Raw genomic sequence first — 17,433 nt, forward strand, 5'->3', positions numbered from 1 at the left:
CCCAATTTGAAAACACTTAACAAACGAAGTGCGGTTAAGTGATATTCAAATTGCGGATCCCGCTCGACTAAAGATTAAGTTGAGCAGAGCGGGACCCGGCTATGCTCAGAAAAAAAGAAAGTTTTGTTATAACGGGGCGTAGCGCAGCCCCAATTTGAAAACACTTAACAAACGAAGTGCGGTTAAGTGATATTCAAATTGCGGATCCCGCTCGACTAAAGATTAAGTTGAGAAGAGCGGGACCCGGCTATGCTCAGAAAAAAAGAAAGTTTTGTTATAACGGGGCGTAGCGCAGCCCGGCTAGCGCGCTTGGTTCGGGACCAAGAGGTCGCGAGTTCGAATCTCGCCGCCCCGACAAAAATATTTTTGTAACATAATGGTATAAAATAAAAATAACAGGTGGAACAATTGAAAATATTAGTCGTGGAGGATAACTTAGCTCATCTACGTATTTTGCAATATGTAATACAGCGTAATAAAATCAATGCTAATTTATTTTATGCCAGCGATGGACAGGATGCTTTGAATTTCCTTTTCAAAGAAGATTCTTATTCCAACAATGCTGATATTCCTACACCAAATCTTATTCTTCTCGATTTAAATCTACCTAAGCGCGACGGCAGGGAAGTTCTGAAAATAATTAAGGAACACGATCAATTAAAAGAAATACCCGTCGTAATTGTAAGCACTTCAGATCGTGAGGAGGATATATCCTACGCAAAAACATACGGCGCTGCTGCTTACATAAGTAAGTCGGTTGGTTTCGATAATTTCAATCATCAAATTTCACAAATTTCTAAGTATGCTAAATTGATCTGATTCGCTTACGAAAACAAACTCATGACTGATTATATAGTAGCAATTGTCGGCAGACCCAATGTCGGAAAATCAACCTTATTCAACCGTTTAATAGGACAGCGAAAAGCAATTGTTGATCCGACTTCCGGAGTTACGCGCGATCGCCATTACGCAACCACTGATTGGGCAGAAAAAGAATTCACTCTTATTGACACGGGTGGCTACATCCCGAAAGCTGAAGGAATTATCGAACAAGCAATGCTTGAACAGGCTAAAATTGCTATCGATCAGGCAGACCTTGTACTATTTTTATGCGACGTCAAAGAGGGAGTAACACCGCTTGATTCGGAAATTGCAAACATACTTCGAAAATCAAATAAAAAAATATTATTAGTTATAAATAAAGTGGATAATGAAATCCGCGAACCGGATTCAGCTCAATTTCATAAGTTAGGGGTTGGCGATCCGTTTACCGTTTCGTCGCTTGGTGGTAGAAAAATCGGCGATTTACTCGATATTCTTACTGCGGACATTCCGAAACGGGCAAAATCCGATAAAGATAGTATCTTAAAATTAGCTGTCGTTGGTAAACCGAATGTAGGTAAATCCTCATTTGTAAATTCACTGTTAGGCGAAAATCGGAATATCGTTACACCAATTCCCGGAACTACGCGCGACCCGATAGATTCAATATTAAAAATTTATGGAGAAGAATTACTGCTGATTGATACTGCCGGACTCCGGCGACCGAGTAAGATAAAAGAAAGTATAGAATTTTATAGTGCCCTGCGAACACTCAGAAGCATCGCAAGGTGTAATATTGCTTTATTGCTGCTCGATGCAGAGCAGGGAATAGATAAACAAGATTTGCATATCGTTGAAAGCATCGCTAATAGAAAACGCGGCATTATCATCTGTGTAAATAAATGGGACTTGATTGAAAAAGACCAATACACAGCTATCGCATTCGAAAAGAAATTAAAATTGATGCTTCGGCTTTACGATTATGCACCAATCATTTTTATTTCCGCAAAGACTAAACAGAGAGTATTTAAAACAATTGAAGTTGCAAAACGTGTTTTTGAGGAAATGCAGAAAAGAATTCCCACAAGCAAATTGAATGATATTCTTCTTGATATTATTAATTCGACTCCACCTTCCACACCGACAGGCAAAGAAATTAAAATTAAACATGTGATGCAGGTAAAAACAAAACCCCCTGTATTCTCTTTTTTTGCAAATCATCCGGAGTTAGTTCACCAAAATTACGTTCGTTTTTTAGAGAATAAAATTCGTGAGCACTTTAAATTTGAAGGCGTTCCGCTGACTTTAAATTTTAAGAAAAAATGAAGCGTAGCACAATCATAGTCATCGGAGGTTTAGCTGCCGGCCCCAGTGCTGCTGCCAAAGCAGCAAGAACTAATCCACATGCCGAAGTAATATTATTCGAACAGAGCGAAACAGTCTCATACGGAGTGTGCGAAATTCCTTATTTAATCGGCGGCGATATCGAAGACGAGACCAAACTCGTTTTGTTTTCACCTGAAAAACTTGCATCAGAAAAAAAATTTTCTGTAAAAATATTACAGCTTGTCGAAAAAATAATTCCTAATAATCATAAAATTATTGTTCGCGATCTTAATGCAAATACTTTAAAAGAATATCATTACGATAGGTTGATTATTGCAACAGGGGCAGTTCCTAAAAAAATTAATATCGATGGGGAAAATGCCCGCAACGTTTTTTATGTGAGATCCAGGGCAGAGACTTTGGCTTTAATGAATTTTTTAAAAACTGAAAATCCCAAAAAAGCCGTAATAGTAGGTGGAGGTTTCATCGGGTTGGAAATGGCGGAAGCTCTTCGGAAAAAAAAATTGAAAGTTACGATTCTTCATAACGATAATTTGCCTTTAGATAATTTTGAGATTGAAACAAGTGAAGAAGTTTTAAAAGAACTCAAAAAGCAGGAAATCGAGTTTATTCCGAATGCAAAAATCGAAGCCTTTATCAAATCGAAATCGGAAAAAATTGAATTTGTGATAACAAATCGTGGAACCTTTGAAACAGATATTGTGGTAATTGCTATTGGGATAGTGCCGAACACAGGTTTAGCAAGAGCTGCCGGAATTCGTTTAGGAATTAACGGCGCTATTAAAGTAAACAATTATCAGGAAACGAGCATTGATCGTATTTATGCTGCCGGTGATTGTTGCGAGGTAAAAAATATTGTAACCGCCAAACCGGCTTACATTCCATTTGCAACAGTTGCGAGCCGGTCAGCTTGGGTTGCAGGCGAAAATGCAGCAGGGGAACGGTCAAAATTTACAGGTGGAATATATTCGGCAGCATTAAAATTATTTTCTCTCGAAATTTCTAAAGTTGGAATTAGTTCAAAAGAAGCAACAGCACTACGATACCGGGTTGTAACCGACTTTATCACAACGAACTCAAGAATTCCATTTATGCCCGGCAATAAAAAGTTATCAGTAAAATTGATTGTCGATCAAACATCACGAAAAATTTTAGGGGCGAATGTCTTCGGCGAAGACGGGGCAGCACTTAGGGCAAACACCCTTGCTGCTGCAATTCAACAAAAATTAACTGTTGATGAATTATCAAAATTGGATTTAATCTATGCACCCACCTTCTCACCGTTGTGGGATCCAATTCTAATTGCAGCGAATAGCATGAAGAAGAAACTCTAACAAATTAAATATGGAAACGAAATGACGAAAAAGAAAATTAAAAATTTGATTATTATCGACCATCCTTTAATCAGACGCGACTTAACCCTTTTACGCGACAAAAAAACTCCGAGTTACCAGTTTCGTGCAATCTTAAGACATATTGCCGGGCTAATGGCATACGAAGTAACAAAAGATTTGCAAACGAAAGAAATCGTAGTTCAAACACCTTTGGAAAATACAAAAGGACATTTAATAGTCGATAGGGTAATCCTAGTACCAATTCTCAGAGCCGGTCTGGGTTTGGTTGGTGGTTTTGTGGAGTATCTGCCGGATGCACGAGTCGGGCATATCGGACTTTACCGCGATGAAGAAACTTTAAAACCTGTAGATTATTATTTTAAATTTCCAAAGAAGTTGAAAGATTCACGCATTTTAATTCTTGACCCGATGTTAGCTACAGGTGGAAGCGGCGCCGCTGCGGTAACATTTTTAAAACAAAAGGGGGCAAAAAAAATCTGCTTTGTCAGTTTGGTCGCTTCGCCTCAAGGTGTTAAAGCAATTCATTCTATGCACCCCGATGTAAAAATATTTGTAACTGCATTAGATCGTGGTTTAAACCATAAGGGATATATCCTGCCCGGTTTAGGAGACGCGGGGGATAGAATTTTTGGGACAGGCGAATAATTTGTTTTTATTACCTAACGCCATTATATTCTATCAGAGGATATAGATGCGTGATGGTATATATAAAAAGAAATTAGATGATTTGCTGGCGGTTTGCCACAAAAATCTTAGAACAGTCAATGACGAACTGATACGGCATGCGTTCGATTTTAGCTTAACTGCACACAAACAGGATTTACGAGCATCGGGAGAGCCATATTTTAATCATCCATACGAAGTTGCCCTCATAGTAGCAAAAGAAATTCCGCTCGACGATATTTCAGTAGCCGCTGCATTGCTGCACGATGTTGCAGAAGATACCGATTACGAAGTTAAAGATATCAGGCAGGAATTCGGGAATGTAATTGCAGATATTGTTGATGGTGCAACTAAGATAACCGACATATTTCAAAGCCACGAAGTAACCAAAGCTGAAAGCTTTCGAAAAATGCTACTCTCGATGGTGAACGACATTCGTGTGATGCTCATAAAGTTTGCCGATCGTTTGCATAATATGAGAACTCTTGAGTATCTACCTGCCGAAAAGCGCGGACGCATTGCTAAAGAAACATTAGATATTTATGCACCTTTTGCTAACCGTTTTGGACTTGCTAAAATAAAATGGGAATTTGAAGACCTCGCTTTTAAATATCTTCATTCAAAAGAATACGAAGAGATAACAAGATCGTTAAAGGCAAAACGACGGGAGCGTGAATTATATATAAAAAAATTTATATCACCGCTCGACAAAAAACTGAAGGAAGAAGGAATCGTTTTTGAGATCGAAGGGCGGCCAAAACATATTTACAGCATCAACAATAAAATGAAGACGCAGGAAAAACTTATCGATGAACTATACGATCTTTTTGCAGTCCGTATAATCATAGATACTCCCAACAACAACGATTGTTTTGCAGTGTATGGAATTATTTCGGAAATTTACATCCCAATTCCTGAGCGCTTTAAAAATTATATCTCTCTACCGAAGAAAAACGGGTATCAATCAATTCATACAACCGTGATCGGTCCTGAAGGAAAAATGGTGGAAGTGCAAATACGAACACGTGCTATGCACGAGATAGCCGAACACGGTGTTGCCGCACATTGGAAGTATAAAGAAAATCAATCGGTATTAGATAATGAAATGGATAATTGGGTGAACTGGGTGCGTGAAATATTCGAGCAAGCTACCGAGGAAACCTCGCCGAAACAATTCATCGAAAGTTTTAAACTCAATCTTTATCAGGATGAAATCTATGTGTTTACACCGAAAGGAGATTTAAAAATTCTCCCAAAAGGGGCGACACCTGTCGATTTTGCTTTCGATGTTCACTCGAGCGTTGGCTTTCATTGTATCGGAGCTAAAGTAAATGGAAAAATCGTTCCTCTTGATTCAAAACTACAGAGTGGTGATCAGGTTGAGATTATCACTTCAAAAAATCAAAAACCAAACAGGGATTGGGAACAGTTTGTAGCTACCAATAAAGCTAAGTCGCATATTCGCAAATGGATAAAAGAAGAGCAAAGAAAACAGATGCACGAAGGAAGAGAGATTTGGGAAAAGCGAATTAAGAAACATAAACTTCATCTCAACGAAGACGAACTACAAAAACACCTGCAGGATTATAACATCTCACGCACGCTTCAGGATTTTTATCTCGGCATTGCAACTTTAGATATTAACCCGGATACGGTTGCTCATGAAATCATTGAACGGCTGAAACACCCGGCGCCGGCAGGAACGAAAGAACCGAATGTTGAAAATGTATTTGATAAATTTTTAGACTCTGCCCGGAGTTTAGCGACAGGAATAAAATTATTCGGCAGCAACGATAATTATCTGCACAACTTTGCTAAATGTTGTAATCCGATACCCGGAGATGCGATTGTTGGTTATGTAACTATCGGAGAAGGAATAAAAATTCATAAAAAAGATTGCGTTAACCTAAAGGCATTCATAAAGACCGAACAAAACCGGATAGTTGAAGTCGCTTGGCCACAAACCGGCGGGGTAGATTTTGCCTCGGCGATTTCTATCGAAGGTGAAGACCGTCCCGGATTACTGAACGATTTAACTCATACAGTTTCTACATATCAAAACACAAACATACGCTCTGTCAACCTCCAAGCTACCGACGGAATGTTTGATGGAACAATCATCGTTAACGTAAAAAATTTGGATCAACTCAGCCGTCTCATCGAAAAAATCCGGAAGATTAAAGGAGTTACGAAAGCTGTGCGGTTGAGTTCTCAAAACTAAACTGGGAAATTAAATGGGCAGATTATTAGGAATAGATTTCGGGACAAAGAGAATCGGTTTGGCTGTTAGCGACCCTCTCGGTATAATTGCACGACCTCTCGAAACAATTATTAATGACTCAACCACAATAGACAAAATTAATAAACAAATCAGAGATTTTAACATTGAGGCAATAGTTGTTGGTCTACCTTTTAATTTAAAAGGAGAGCGGGGACAAAAAGCACAAGAGGTTGAAGCTTTTATTGAGCAATTAAAAAATTCAACACAATTACCGGTTTTTGCAGTTGATGAGCGATTCACGTCCACAACGGCTAAAGCTACTCTTCTCCAAATGGGAGTAAAGAAAAAACAACGGCAGGACAAATCGAAAATCGATTTAATGGCGGCTGCCTTAATCCTTCAATCTTATTTAGATTCTGCACCACAAAAATGACTGATGGTTTAGGAAAAAGGACTTCTATGAAGTCAAGTTTTATCAATTGGCTAAAGAATAATAAATTTAAAAGTATAATTATTTTAGTATTGTTTTTTCTGATTGTTGGATATTTTTCATTACCGGGACACAATATACATGAATTAAAAAAAAACAATCCAACCACTACAGCATTAATGCAACAGCGGATTGATGAAAAAGATGGAAATCTCAAAATAATTCAGAAATGGGTTCCACTATCACGCATCTCGCAACACATGATACATGCAATCATCGTAGCAGAGGATGGAACTTTTTACGAACACGGTGGTGTGGACTGGTATGAAGTCCAAGAATCGTTTGAGCGGAATTTAGAAGAAGGGCGTGCAGTTCGTGGTGCAAGCACGATTACACAACAGCTCGTAAAAAATTTATATCTATCAACATCAAAAAACCCGTTGCGTAAATTAAAAGAATTAATTATTACACTCCGAATGGAGAGGATATTGAAGAAGGACCGTATTTTGGAAATTTATTTAAACTCAATTGAATGGGGTGAAGGGATTTTCGGAGTTGAAGCTGCATCGCAGAAATATTTTGGAAAATCAGCCGCTTCGTTGGAAAGATGGGAAGCTGCTCGGTTAGCCGCTGTCGTGCCGAGTCCAAGAAAGCATAAACCCACAGAGAATACTCGTTGGTTAAATTTCAGAACGAATATTGTTTTGAACAGGATGGAAGCACGAGGTTGGTAGAATGAACCTACATGATGTAAAAATATTAATCGAAGAGGGGGAAGGATTTGAACTTGAATTCAAACGACGTATTTCATCTCCTGAAAAAATTGCACGGACAATAATTTCATTCGCCAATACAAAAGGGGGCTACATACTTTTTGGTGTTGATGACGATGGGAAAATCGTGGGAGTCGAAAGTGAAAAATCGGAAATTGAATTGATTTATACAGCATCGAGAGATTTTGTCGATCCGCCCATTGAGCCGTTCATCGAAGTTGTGCCCTTCAACCAACGGGATGTGATTGTATGCTTCATCGATGAAAGCAAAACTAAACCACATTATTACCTTGGCGAAAACAATAAAGATGAGGGGGAATCGACAAGGGTGTATATTCGCATCAACGACAAAACTATGATGGCGAGCAAAGAGGTTGTTAAAATCCTGAAGAGCGAAAACCCTGAAACCCCTCCGATGCGGTTTTCGATTGGTGAAAACGAAAAGCGACTTTTTCGATACCTTGAAACCAACGAGAGAATTACGGTTCGTGAATTTGGAAGACTCGTTAACATAAGCGATCGGCGGGCTTCACGAATTTTGGTTAGGTTGGTGCATTACGGTGTGCTGCGTATTCATACTCATGAGAAAACTGAATATTTCACACTGGCTTATTTTGTTGATTATTAAATCCAAATCAATCTTGTTTTAAAATTTTCACCAATTCAAACACTGCAATCGCGTAAGCGACGGCCGCATTTAACGATTGCTTCAAACCGAACATCGGTATATCTACTGCAAAATCTGCGACTTCGATTATTTCTTTTGATACACCTGTAATTTCATTTCCCACCACGAGACATAATGGAAAATCGTCTTTCGCTAAAGTGAAGTATGGTTTACTTTCTGTTGTGTGTTCCAATAAACAAATTTTAACTGATTCCGATTTTAGTTTTGCGATTGCATCTAAAGGATTTTTGTAATATTCAAAGGGAACTGTTTCGATTGAACCTAATGCGGTTTTCTCGATTTCTTTCCGGGGTGGATAAGGAGTGTAACCGGTTAAAATCAGTTTTGAAATTCTGGCGCCGTCAGATGTTCTAAAAATTGCCCCGACGTTATATAAGCTTCTGATGTTATCTAATAGAACATGAACCGGGAATCGTGGTTCGTTAATCAATTGCTCTTTTGAATAACGATATTTTGAAATTTCTGTGTGTGTTAATTTTCTCATAAGTGATTTCAATATATATAAATCCGACTAACAAATTCAAATCAGTAACTGAAGTTACGCAGAATTGACTTTTTGTCATGTTGAGCGAAGCGAAACATCTAAAAATAGCCTGAATTTGAGGTTTCAGATTCTTCACTTCGTTCAGAATGACTCTTTTGCGTAACTTCAGTCAGTAACAACAAAGTTTTAAGATTAATCAAATAGTTGTTATATTATGCTCAATCTAAAATAATTTTAACATCATCGTGAAAGCTAATTAGTAAATGAGTAAGCGTATTATCAATATCGTTGTTCTGAATTTAATTCTATTCATAATATCCGACCAATTAGTTTATAGTTGGGGTGGAACAGGTCATAAATTTATTAACCGCAAAGCAGTTATGCACCTTCCATCGGATATGAACGCTTTCAAAGCTGATAGTTTATTTTACGAAGCACATGCTTCGGATGCTGATAATCGAAAGATAAGTTCGGATACAACATTCTTAGCCGAAAGTCCGCGACATTTTCTCGACATAGATGATTATCCTTATTTCAAATCTATGACTCGTAATCTTGATTCTTTGATTATGATCTACGGATGGCAGCGTGTGAAAGAGAACGGAACAAATCCGTGGTTCGTGAAATGGTTCATGGATTCATTAATTGCTCAATTAACTCGAAACGATTTAGCAAAAGTAAAACAGACAGCAAGCGATATCGGTCATTATGTTGGCGATGGATATCAGCCCCTCCATTGCACATTGAATTATGATGGACAACTTACAGGGAACAGAGGTATTCATTCTCGATATGAAACAACGATGCTGAATTCATATCAGGCACAAATCAACATTCAAACAGATTCGATTTATTATATCGGATCCCCAATCGATTTTATATTCGAATACATAATTCATTCTAATTCGCTTGTCGATTCCATTATGCTTGCGGACAATTATGCTAAATCCGTTTCAGGTTATAGTGGATCAGGAACAGCACCTGCGAGTTATTACTCAGCACTTTGGGAAAAAACAGAACGCCTCACAAAAGATCAGCTCCAACGATCGACCACAGCACTTGCAAGTATTTGGTACACTGCCTGGGTGAATTCAAAAACTACTTCGGTTGATGACAGCAAGTTAGCTCATTCTATTCCTGAGGGTTACATACTCGAACAAAATTATCCAAATCCGTTCAATCCCGGTACACAAATTACATATCAGCTTTCTAATTATGCTCACGTAACATTGAAAGTTTATAATATCTACGGGCAGGAAGTAAGCACACTCGTTAATGGTTTTCAGGATGCCGGTGCCAAAACTGTATATTTTAATGCAACACAGTTATCGTCAGGTATCTATTTTTCTAAACTTGTAACAGCAGCAGGAAAAAATATTTATACGAGTACAAAAAAAATGATCCTCCTTCGATGAATAAGATTCAAAATAAATCAAAAATTGTAGTTGCGATGAGCGGCGGTGTCGATTCCTCGGTCGCTGCGGCTTTGTTGGTAGAACAAGGTTACGAAGTTATAGGCATTACAATCAAAACATACAACTACGAAGATGTTGGCGGTAACATTGGAAATGAATCGAGCTGCTGTTCGCTCGATGGAATAAATGATGCAAGAATGGTTGCAGCAAAGTTAGGTATCCCACATTATGTTTTAGATTTTTCGAAACAATTTAAAAAAGCAGTAATCGACAATTTTATCAGCGAATATGTAGCCGGTCGCACTCCGAATCCCTGCGTAGTTTGCAACCGGAAAATCAAGTGGGAAGAGTTAATTCGCAAATCAGTTGCCTTAGGAGCTGATTACATTGCAACAGGGCATTTTGCAAAAATACGTTACGATGAAGAAGTAAAGCGATTTGTTCTTTCTAAAGGAAAAGATACTGAAAAAGACCAGTCGTATGCTTTGTGGGGTTTAACACAAGAATTGCTGAGCCGGACAATGTTTCCGCTCGCCGAATTAACAAAACCTGAAGTGCGTGAGCTTGCAAAAAAGTTTGGTTTAAAAACAGCAAATAAAGCAGAGAGCTTCGAGATTTGTTTTATACCCGATGATAATTATGAGAGGTTTTTAAAAGAACAAAACCCGGAACTTGAAAAACAAGTTAGCGGCGGCGATATGCTTTTCGATGGGAAAGTTGTAGCTAATCACAGGGGTATTCCGTTTTACACAATCGGTCAGAGAAAGCGTTTGGGGGTTGCATTTGGTGAACCGGTTTATGTTACAAAAATAGATTCTGATACAAACACGATTACTCTTGGTCGCGATGCTGACTTGATGCATCGTGTACTAATAGCTAAAAGTGTAAATTTAATTTCAATCACAGATTTAAAAAACGGAGCGTCCATCACTGCAAAAGTCCGTTACAAAGATTCAGGATCCTCTGCTTTTGCCAAACAGGTCGATTCTGAAACCATACAAGTTATTTTTGATGAACCAAAACGGGCAATCACTCCCGGTCAGTCTGTTGTAATGTATAAAGGAGATGATGTTGTTGGTGGTGGGGTGATTGACCACGTTATAACTTAGTTATGTAAGATTTTGGATTGACAATTTTGGAATTAAAATCCCGAATCATAATTCATAAATACGAAATTCAAATAGTTATTAAGGAGTCATATTATGGCAAGAGATAAGATTCAACAACTGAGAGATTTAAAAGAACAAGCTAAGCTTGGAGGCGGACAGCAACGCATTGACGACCAGCATAAGAAAGGCAAACTCACTGCACGCGAACGCGTTGATTTGCTGTTAGATAAAAACAGTTTCCTTGAAACTGATATGTTAGTCGAACACCGATCGAACGATTTTGGTTTGGAGAAAGAAAAGTTTTTAGGCGATGGTGTGGTTACAGGCAGCGGAACGATTGATGGTCGTTTGGTTTTTGTGTTCAGTCAGGATTTTACTGTTTTCGGTGGTTCGCTCTCGGAGGCACACGCTGAAAAAATTTGCAAAATTATGGATAGGGCTATGAAAGTGGGTGCACCTGTAATTGGGCTGAACGATTCCGGCGGTGCCCGCATTCAGGAAGGTGTGGTCAGTTTAGGAGGATATGCCGATATCTTTTTACGGAATACTTTGGCATCCGGTGTAGTTCCACAGATTTCCGCTGTAATGGGACCTTGTGCTGGCGGGGCTGTATATTCACCGGCAATCACCGATTTTGTTTTTATGGTTAAGAATACAAGTTATATGTATGTAACCGGTCCGAATGTAGTAAAAACAGTTACTCACGAAACAGTAACACACGAAGAATTAGGGGGTGCCGTAACACACGCTACAAAAAGTGGAGTCGCACATTTTGCGTGCGAGAATGAAGTCGATTGCATACTTAAAGTCCGAAAATTATTCAGCTTCATACCATCAAATAACATGGACGACCCGCCGTTCAAACTAACGCAAGATGATCCCAACAGACGTGAAGAAAAATTGAACACCTTAATTCCGGACAATCCAAATAAGCCTTATGATATCAAAGATGTAATTCATTTAATTGTTGATGATGGCGATTATTTTGAAGTTCACGAGTTATATGCGCAAAATATAATTGTTGGATTCGCTCGTATCGGAGGATATTCGGTTGGAATAATTGCTAATCAACCGGCTGTGTTGGCTGGAGTTTTAGATAACGATTCTTCGATAAAAGGAGCCAGGTTTGTTCGCTTCTGCGATGCGTTCAATATACCACTTGTGGTTTTTGAAGATGTCCCCGGTTTTTTACCGGGCACTGAACAAGAATGGCGGGGAATAATAAAAAATGGAGCCAAACTCCTTTATGCTTTCTGCGAAGCCACCGTCCCGAAAATAACTGTTATAACACGAAAAGCTTACGGAGGTGCATACGATGTTATGAATTCAAAACATATCAGAGGCGATTTCAATTTTGGTTGGCCCACTGCCGAAATTGCTGTGATGGGTCCAAAAGGAGCGGTCGAAATTATTTTCAAAAAAGAAATTGAAAAAGCAAAAGATAAAGAAGCTGCAATTCAAAAAAAGGAAGAGGATTTTAAAGAAAAATTTGCAAATCCATATATCGCTGCTGCCCGTGGTTATTTAGATGATGTAATAGAACCGAGCGAAACGCGATTGCATTTATATCGAACTTTGAAAATACTCGAAAATAAGGTCGATTCAAATCCCCAAAAGAAACACGGTAATATACCCCTATGATAACTTACTTGATTTTCTTCTCGTAATCTTATATATTTAAACAAATTAAAATACACCGGAAAACTAATTTGTCAAAATACATAAATATTTTTTTTCTAACTTTCCTGTTAATAGGTTGCACAGGGAAGGAGACCATCAAACCTATAAAATCTCCCACAGCTCAAAACGATTCAATACAAAATTTTATTAACTCAAATCATTCAACGGTTAATGCTGATACGTTGTTTTCAGAAGCCGCAAATGATACTGCTTCGGAAAATGGTATTGACCCGATTGTCGCTCAATCGTTAGAAAGTGCCCGCAAACATTACATATCAGCTTTACGAGCTGAAACCGATGGTGATTCGACTCGTTGTGCAAATGAGTTTGAATTTGCTATTAATATTTTAAACGAACTTAGTTACTATCCTGGCATTGAGAAAAACCAAGACTTTAACGAATTAAGCTTGAGTATTGTTGAAGATTACGAATTATATATTGCCAACATCGATTCGCTCGGAGACCAAACATCTATTTTTGCTTTACGCGAAAAGCTGAATGATCTCCTCGAGGGAGCCGAATCACCCGAACAATTTAGAACACGAGAAGTTTTACCCGGACTTACAGTTCCGTTGGTTATTAATGGGTTCGTTCAAATTTATATGGATTACTTCACCGGACGTGGTAAGCACCACATGGAACGTTGGATAAAGCGTTCAGGAAAATATTTCCCGATGATGAAAAGAATTTTTAAAGACGAAAATGTTCCGGAAGAATTAATTTACCTTTCGATGATTGAAAGCGGTCTCAATCCTGTGGCACGTTCGTGGGCAAAAGCAGTCGGTATCTGGCAGTTTATAAAAGGAACCGGCAAACTCTATGGGCTTGAGGGGAATTGGTGGTATGATGACAGACGAAATGTTGAAAAAGCAACACGCGCGGCTGCTCAGCATCTACGCGATTTGTATAATGATTTTGGTGATTGGCATTTAGCAATCGCTTCTTATAATTCAGGCCCGGGACGTGTCCGATCAGCTATGCGGCGTTCGGGAACTTCTGTGTTTTGGTTCTTAAGAAAAAATCTTCCACTTGAAACACGAAATTATGTTCCGCAATACATCGCTGCCGCTGTTATAGCAATGAATCCGGAAAAATTCGGAATATCAGTAGAACGCGACCATGAATTAATTTATGAAGTTGTGAAAATCGACCAATGTGTTGACCTGCGAATTCTTGCAGAATGTGCATCGACAGATGTTGACATACTTCAGGATCTTAATCCTGAACTTCTTCAATTATGCACACCCCCCGGATATACAGGATTTGAGTTAAAGTTACCGAAAGGTTCTGTCGACACCTTCAATGAAAAATTCGCTCAACTGCTGGACGAAAAGAAAAGAGATTGGGCTGTTCATCTTGTTAAATCGGCTGAAACTATTGGTAAGATAGCCAAGAAATATGGCATCTCATCTTATGTTATCGCAGAAGCAAATAATATTTCAGTAAAGAAAAAACTTTCGGCTGGACAATCGTTACTTATTCCGGTTTCATCAAAAATGTCTTTACTCGTATCAAAGGATGATTCCCCAGCTAAAAGCCAAAAAAGTGCAAAACGAAAAGTTGATGCTCGTGGTAAAACAAAAACCACTTATAAAGTTAAAACCGGCGATACCCTCAGCGAAATTGCTGAACGTTTTGATGTTCGCATCAGCGACCTTAGGAATTGGAACGATATTGCTTATGGGAGGCAATTGAAAGCAAATGCCACGATAGATATTTTCGTCGATGCTGATAAAGCAGAAAAATTTCTCACTGCTGAATCAGGTATGAAAATTACAAAAAGTAACAAGAAGAATCTCAATAAATCATATTGGACTAACCACGTTGTTCGAAGCGGTGAATCCTTATTTACCATAGCAAAAAAATATGGAGTAACATCGCAAGACATAAAAAATTGGAACGGAATAAGAAGTAATAAAATTATGCCGGGACAAGAATTAGAAATTTATCTCGTCTCCGAAAATTCTGAAACTTCAAAGGCAAAGAGTAAGAAATCTGTTCAGCCGCCAAAAGGTAAACGAACTTTAGAACATCACGTTAAATCAGGAGATACACTCTCTCAAATAGCAACGCTTTATAATGTAAGCGTTCAACAAATAAGAGGTTGGAATAATTTTCGTAGTGATAAAATTACGGTCGGACAAGTAATCATTATCTATCTTGATTCTGGAACTTAATTATTATTCCTTCTCGAAATAAATCATTTTGTATGCTAAAAAAAAATATCGTATATTGCGAACACAATAATATAAGTTATCGGATTAATATCTCAATGCGTAAATATCTATTAATATTTGTCAGTTTGACGATTGTAATATCATCAAGAATAATAACTCAAGAACATGAGCAGCAAACGTTTAACAAACCAACCGACAAGGATCAACGACAAGTTGTTAACGTCGGTAATTTACTATTAACGGTTACAAATTATGGGACATTAGGCACTCGGAATGCGTATTGGCCCCAGCAATTTGCTGCTGAATATCCGCGTGGCTCGCGAATCGAGCATCTTTATCAAGGCGGTGTGTGGTTTGGCGCCATTTCCCGAAAACGAGGCAGAGCAGGTGTATCTACCGGTACCACAGACCGGAGCGGAAGTGGAACGACTGGACTTCATTATGAATTTTCGTCTGAACCGGGAGACCAGATTATAAAGCGTTCTATCGATCCTTTTGCAGGTCATCCGACCGAAGGCGCAGTGAGCGAATTGGATTTTGTTAGCGATTACACCGACAAATATACACGCGATCCAGTTACAGGCGATACGATTCCTTACCACATGCCTCTGGGTCTAACAGTTCATCAGGAAAGTTATGCCTGGAATTTACCAACCGCCGATTTTTTTGTAATCTTAAGTTACACATTTAAAAACACCGGTTATCGCGACCCATCAACCGGAGTTACAGTCCGTGATACACTCGATTCAGTTTATGTCGGATTGTGGAACAATTTCGTTGTCCGTAATACTAATTTTGTCCGACCCGGAACAGGCGGCTACTTCAACGTTACAGCCGGCTTTGATTCAGCCCGTAGAATGTCTTACGCTTTCGATTTCGATGGGAATAACCAAGGACCACCGGCAAACAGTTATATTGCAATGAAACTTCTCGGCAGCACACCTTTTCCAAATGGAGTCGATTCAGCACTTGATTTAGCGACTAAAACTTATTTTAATGCCTGGACTTTCCGTACGGCTTCCGGTGAAATAGAATATTTTTCGCCAGCACCTGATGACGAAGACCCAACCCGTTGGATGAATCGTTATGCACGAATGACCACAACGATGTATCCGAAAAGTAAAATTGATGCACTACGAACATCGCCAAAAAATTCAACCTTGCTCCTTACCGCCGGGCCTTATAAAACTTTATATCCGGGAGATAGTTTAACTGTAGTTTTTGGAATTGTTACAGCCAAAAAATTTGGGCAAGACCATGCTCGTTTTGATACACCGGAACAGCGTTCGATTTTATTTTCAAATTTAGCTTGGGCACAAAAAACTTACGACGGTGAAGACGCAAACGGTAATAATATTTTAGATGAAGGCGAAGATTTTAATGGTAACGGTATTTTAGATAGATACAGTTTACCTCAACCTCCACGCAGGCCCAAAGTTAGGGCTGAAGTATCCGACCGGAATGTTACATTATACTGGAACAAGCACACATCTGAAGAATCGGTCGATCCGATTACGCAAGAAAAAGATTTCGAAGGGTATCGTGTCTATCGCAGTAATGCCGGCGCCGATATCGCAGCCCCCGAAGATTTGTTATTTAACATGTCGCTTGTAGGCGAGTACGATTTACCAAACAATAATATCGCATTCGATGTTGGGTTTAGTAAAATATTATTAGATACTGCAAAATATTTTCCGGGCGATACGGTTGCGTACTGGTATCGTTTTCCACCTGCAGAACTTGAGTTAACACACCTCAACGGTTGGCAATATGTTTACGGTATTACGGCATTTGATAGAGGCGATTCGGCAAATAAGCTTCCGAGTTTAGAAAGTTCTAAAATTTTAAAACGGGTGATTGCCGGAACAAATGCAACCTCCGACGCGAATAAGGAAATCGGAGTTTATCCTAATCCTTATTATGTGAAAGCATATTGGGAAGGTGCCACGGGCGGCGAACGAAACAAGAAACTTATTTTTTACAACTTACCAGCCCGATGCGAAATACGGGTTTATACATTAGCGGGCGACATAGTAAAAACAATAGACCACGATGCCGCAACTTACAGCGGATCGGATATTGAATGGTTCAGAAAATTTCAAACTATACAGGAGAAGATACAATTCTCAGGTGGCGAACACGCTTGGGATTTAATAACCAAGAGCGACCAAATTATAGCAACCGGCTTGTATTTGTTTAGTGTAAAAGATAATGATACAGGTAAAATTAAAATTGGAAAATTTTTAGTTATAAAATAATAATTCAGGAG

Annotated in this window: 14 protein-coding genes and 1 tRNA gene; 14 read left to right on the forward strand and 1 reads right to left on the reverse strand. The window is 38.8% G+C overall.

Going from position 1 to position 17,433, the window contains the following annotated elements; translation table 11 throughout:
* Positions 1 to 280: 280 nt before the first annotated feature.
* The 9 genes from QME58_01060 (at position 281) to QME58_01100 (ending at position 8,239) form a co-directional block, all read left to right on the forward strand.
* A tRNA-Pro gene (locus tag QME58_01060) sits at positions 281 to 355 on the forward strand.
* A gap of 44 nt (positions 356 to 399) precedes the next feature.
* Positions 400 to 819, forward strand: coding sequence for a response regulator (locus QME58_01065; protein ID MDI6802419.1), 420 nt, complete (start codon positions 400 to 402; stop codon positions 817 to 819).
* A 21-nt stretch (positions 820 to 840) separates the two neighbouring features.
* Positions 841 to 2,148 (forward strand): ribosome biogenesis GTPase Der, encoded by a 1,308-nt coding sequence (der, locus tag QME58_01070; protein ID MDI6802420.1) that lies wholly within the window; start codon positions 841 to 843, stop codon positions 2,146 to 2,148.
* On the forward strand, positions 2,145 to 3,503 hold the full coding sequence (locus tag QME58_01075) for an FAD-dependent oxidoreductase (protein MDI6802421.1): 1,359 nt from the start codon (positions 2,145 to 2,147) through the stop codon (positions 3,501 to 3,503). The genes der and QME58_01075 overlap by 4 nt, the downstream gene beginning before the upstream one ends.
* Positions 3,504 to 3,524: 21 nt before the next feature.
* Complete coding sequence (gene upp, locus QME58_01080; protein MDI6802422.1) at positions 3,525 to 4,169, forward strand: uracil phosphoribosyltransferase; 645 nt, start codon at positions 3,525 to 3,527, stop codon at positions 4,167 to 4,169.
* Between the two features lie 46 nt (positions 4,170 to 4,215).
* The gene (locus QME58_01085) at positions 4,216 to 6,408 is read left to right on the forward strand and encodes a bifunctional (p)ppGpp synthetase/guanosine-3',5'-bis(diphosphate) 3'-pyrophosphohydrolase (GenBank protein ID MDI6802423.1); all 2,193 of its coding nucleotides are present in this window, start codon (positions 4,216 to 4,218) and stop codon (positions 6,406 to 6,408) included.
* A gap of 13 nt (positions 6,409 to 6,421) precedes the next feature.
* Complete coding sequence (gene ruvX / locus QME58_01090) at positions 6,422 to 6,841, forward strand: Holliday junction resolvase RuvX (GenBank protein MDI6802424.1); 420 nt, start codon at positions 6,422 to 6,424, stop codon at positions 6,839 to 6,841.
* 26 nt (positions 6,842 to 6,867) lie between these two features.
* Complete coding sequence (mtgA, locus tag QME58_01095; GenBank protein MDI6802425.1) at positions 6,868 to 7,572, forward strand: monofunctional biosynthetic peptidoglycan transglycosylase; 705 nt, start codon at positions 6,868 to 6,870, stop codon at positions 7,570 to 7,572.
* Between the two features lies 1 nt (position 7,573).
* The gene (locus tag QME58_01100; protein MDI6802426.1) at positions 7,574 to 8,239 is read left to right on the forward strand and encodes an ATP-binding protein; all 666 of its coding nucleotides are present in this window, start codon (positions 7,574 to 7,576) and stop codon (positions 8,237 to 8,239) included.
* 7 nt (positions 8,240 to 8,246) lie between these two features.
* Here the strand turns inward: QME58_01100 and QME58_01105 are convergent, their stop codons facing one another.
* Positions 8,247 to 8,783 (reverse strand): RNA methyltransferase, encoded by a 537-nt coding sequence (locus QME58_01105; protein ID MDI6802427.1) that lies wholly within the window; start codon positions 8,781 to 8,783, stop codon positions 8,247 to 8,249.
* A gap of 263 nt (positions 8,784 to 9,046) precedes the next feature.
* Between QME58_01105 and QME58_01110 the strand changes: the two genes are divergently transcribed.
* From QME58_01110 to QME58_01130, 5 genes are all read left to right on the forward strand, one after another.
* The gene (locus tag QME58_01110) at positions 9,047 to 10,198 is read left to right on the forward strand and encodes a T9SS type A sorting domain-containing protein (GenBank protein ID MDI6802428.1); all 1,152 of its coding nucleotides are present in this window, start codon (positions 9,047 to 9,049) and stop codon (positions 10,196 to 10,198) included.
* The gene (mnmA, locus tag QME58_01115; protein ID MDI6802429.1) at positions 10,195 to 11,307 is read left to right on the forward strand and encodes a tRNA 2-thiouridine(34) synthase MnmA; all 1,113 of its coding nucleotides are present in this window, start codon (positions 10,195 to 10,197) and stop codon (positions 11,305 to 11,307) included. The genes QME58_01110 and mnmA overlap by 4 nt, the downstream gene beginning before the upstream one ends.
* Positions 11,308 to 11,400: 93 nt before the next feature.
* Positions 11,401 to 12,948, forward strand: a complete 1,548-nt coding sequence (locus QME58_01120; protein ID MDI6802430.1) for an acyl-CoA carboxylase subunit beta — start codon at positions 11,401 to 11,403, stop codon at positions 12,946 to 12,948.
* Positions 12,949 to 13,016: 68 nt separating this feature from the next.
* Positions 13,017 to 15,164: a LysM peptidoglycan-binding domain-containing protein gene (locus QME58_01125; protein ID MDI6802431.1), complete on the forward strand. Its 2,148-nt coding sequence runs from the start codon at positions 13,017 to 13,019 to the stop codon at positions 15,162 to 15,164.
* 95 nt (positions 15,165 to 15,259) lie between these two features.
* Positions 15,260 to 17,422: a hypothetical protein gene (locus QME58_01130; GenBank protein ID MDI6802432.1), complete on the forward strand. Its 2,163-nt coding sequence runs from the start codon at positions 15,260 to 15,262 to the stop codon at positions 17,420 to 17,422.
* Positions 17,423 to 17,433: the final 11 nt, after the last annotated feature.

It is taken from the genome of Bacteroidota bacterium (assembly GCA_030017895.1).
Classification (GTDB): Bacteria; Bacteroidota; Ignavibacteria; order UBA10030; family BY39; genus JASEGV01.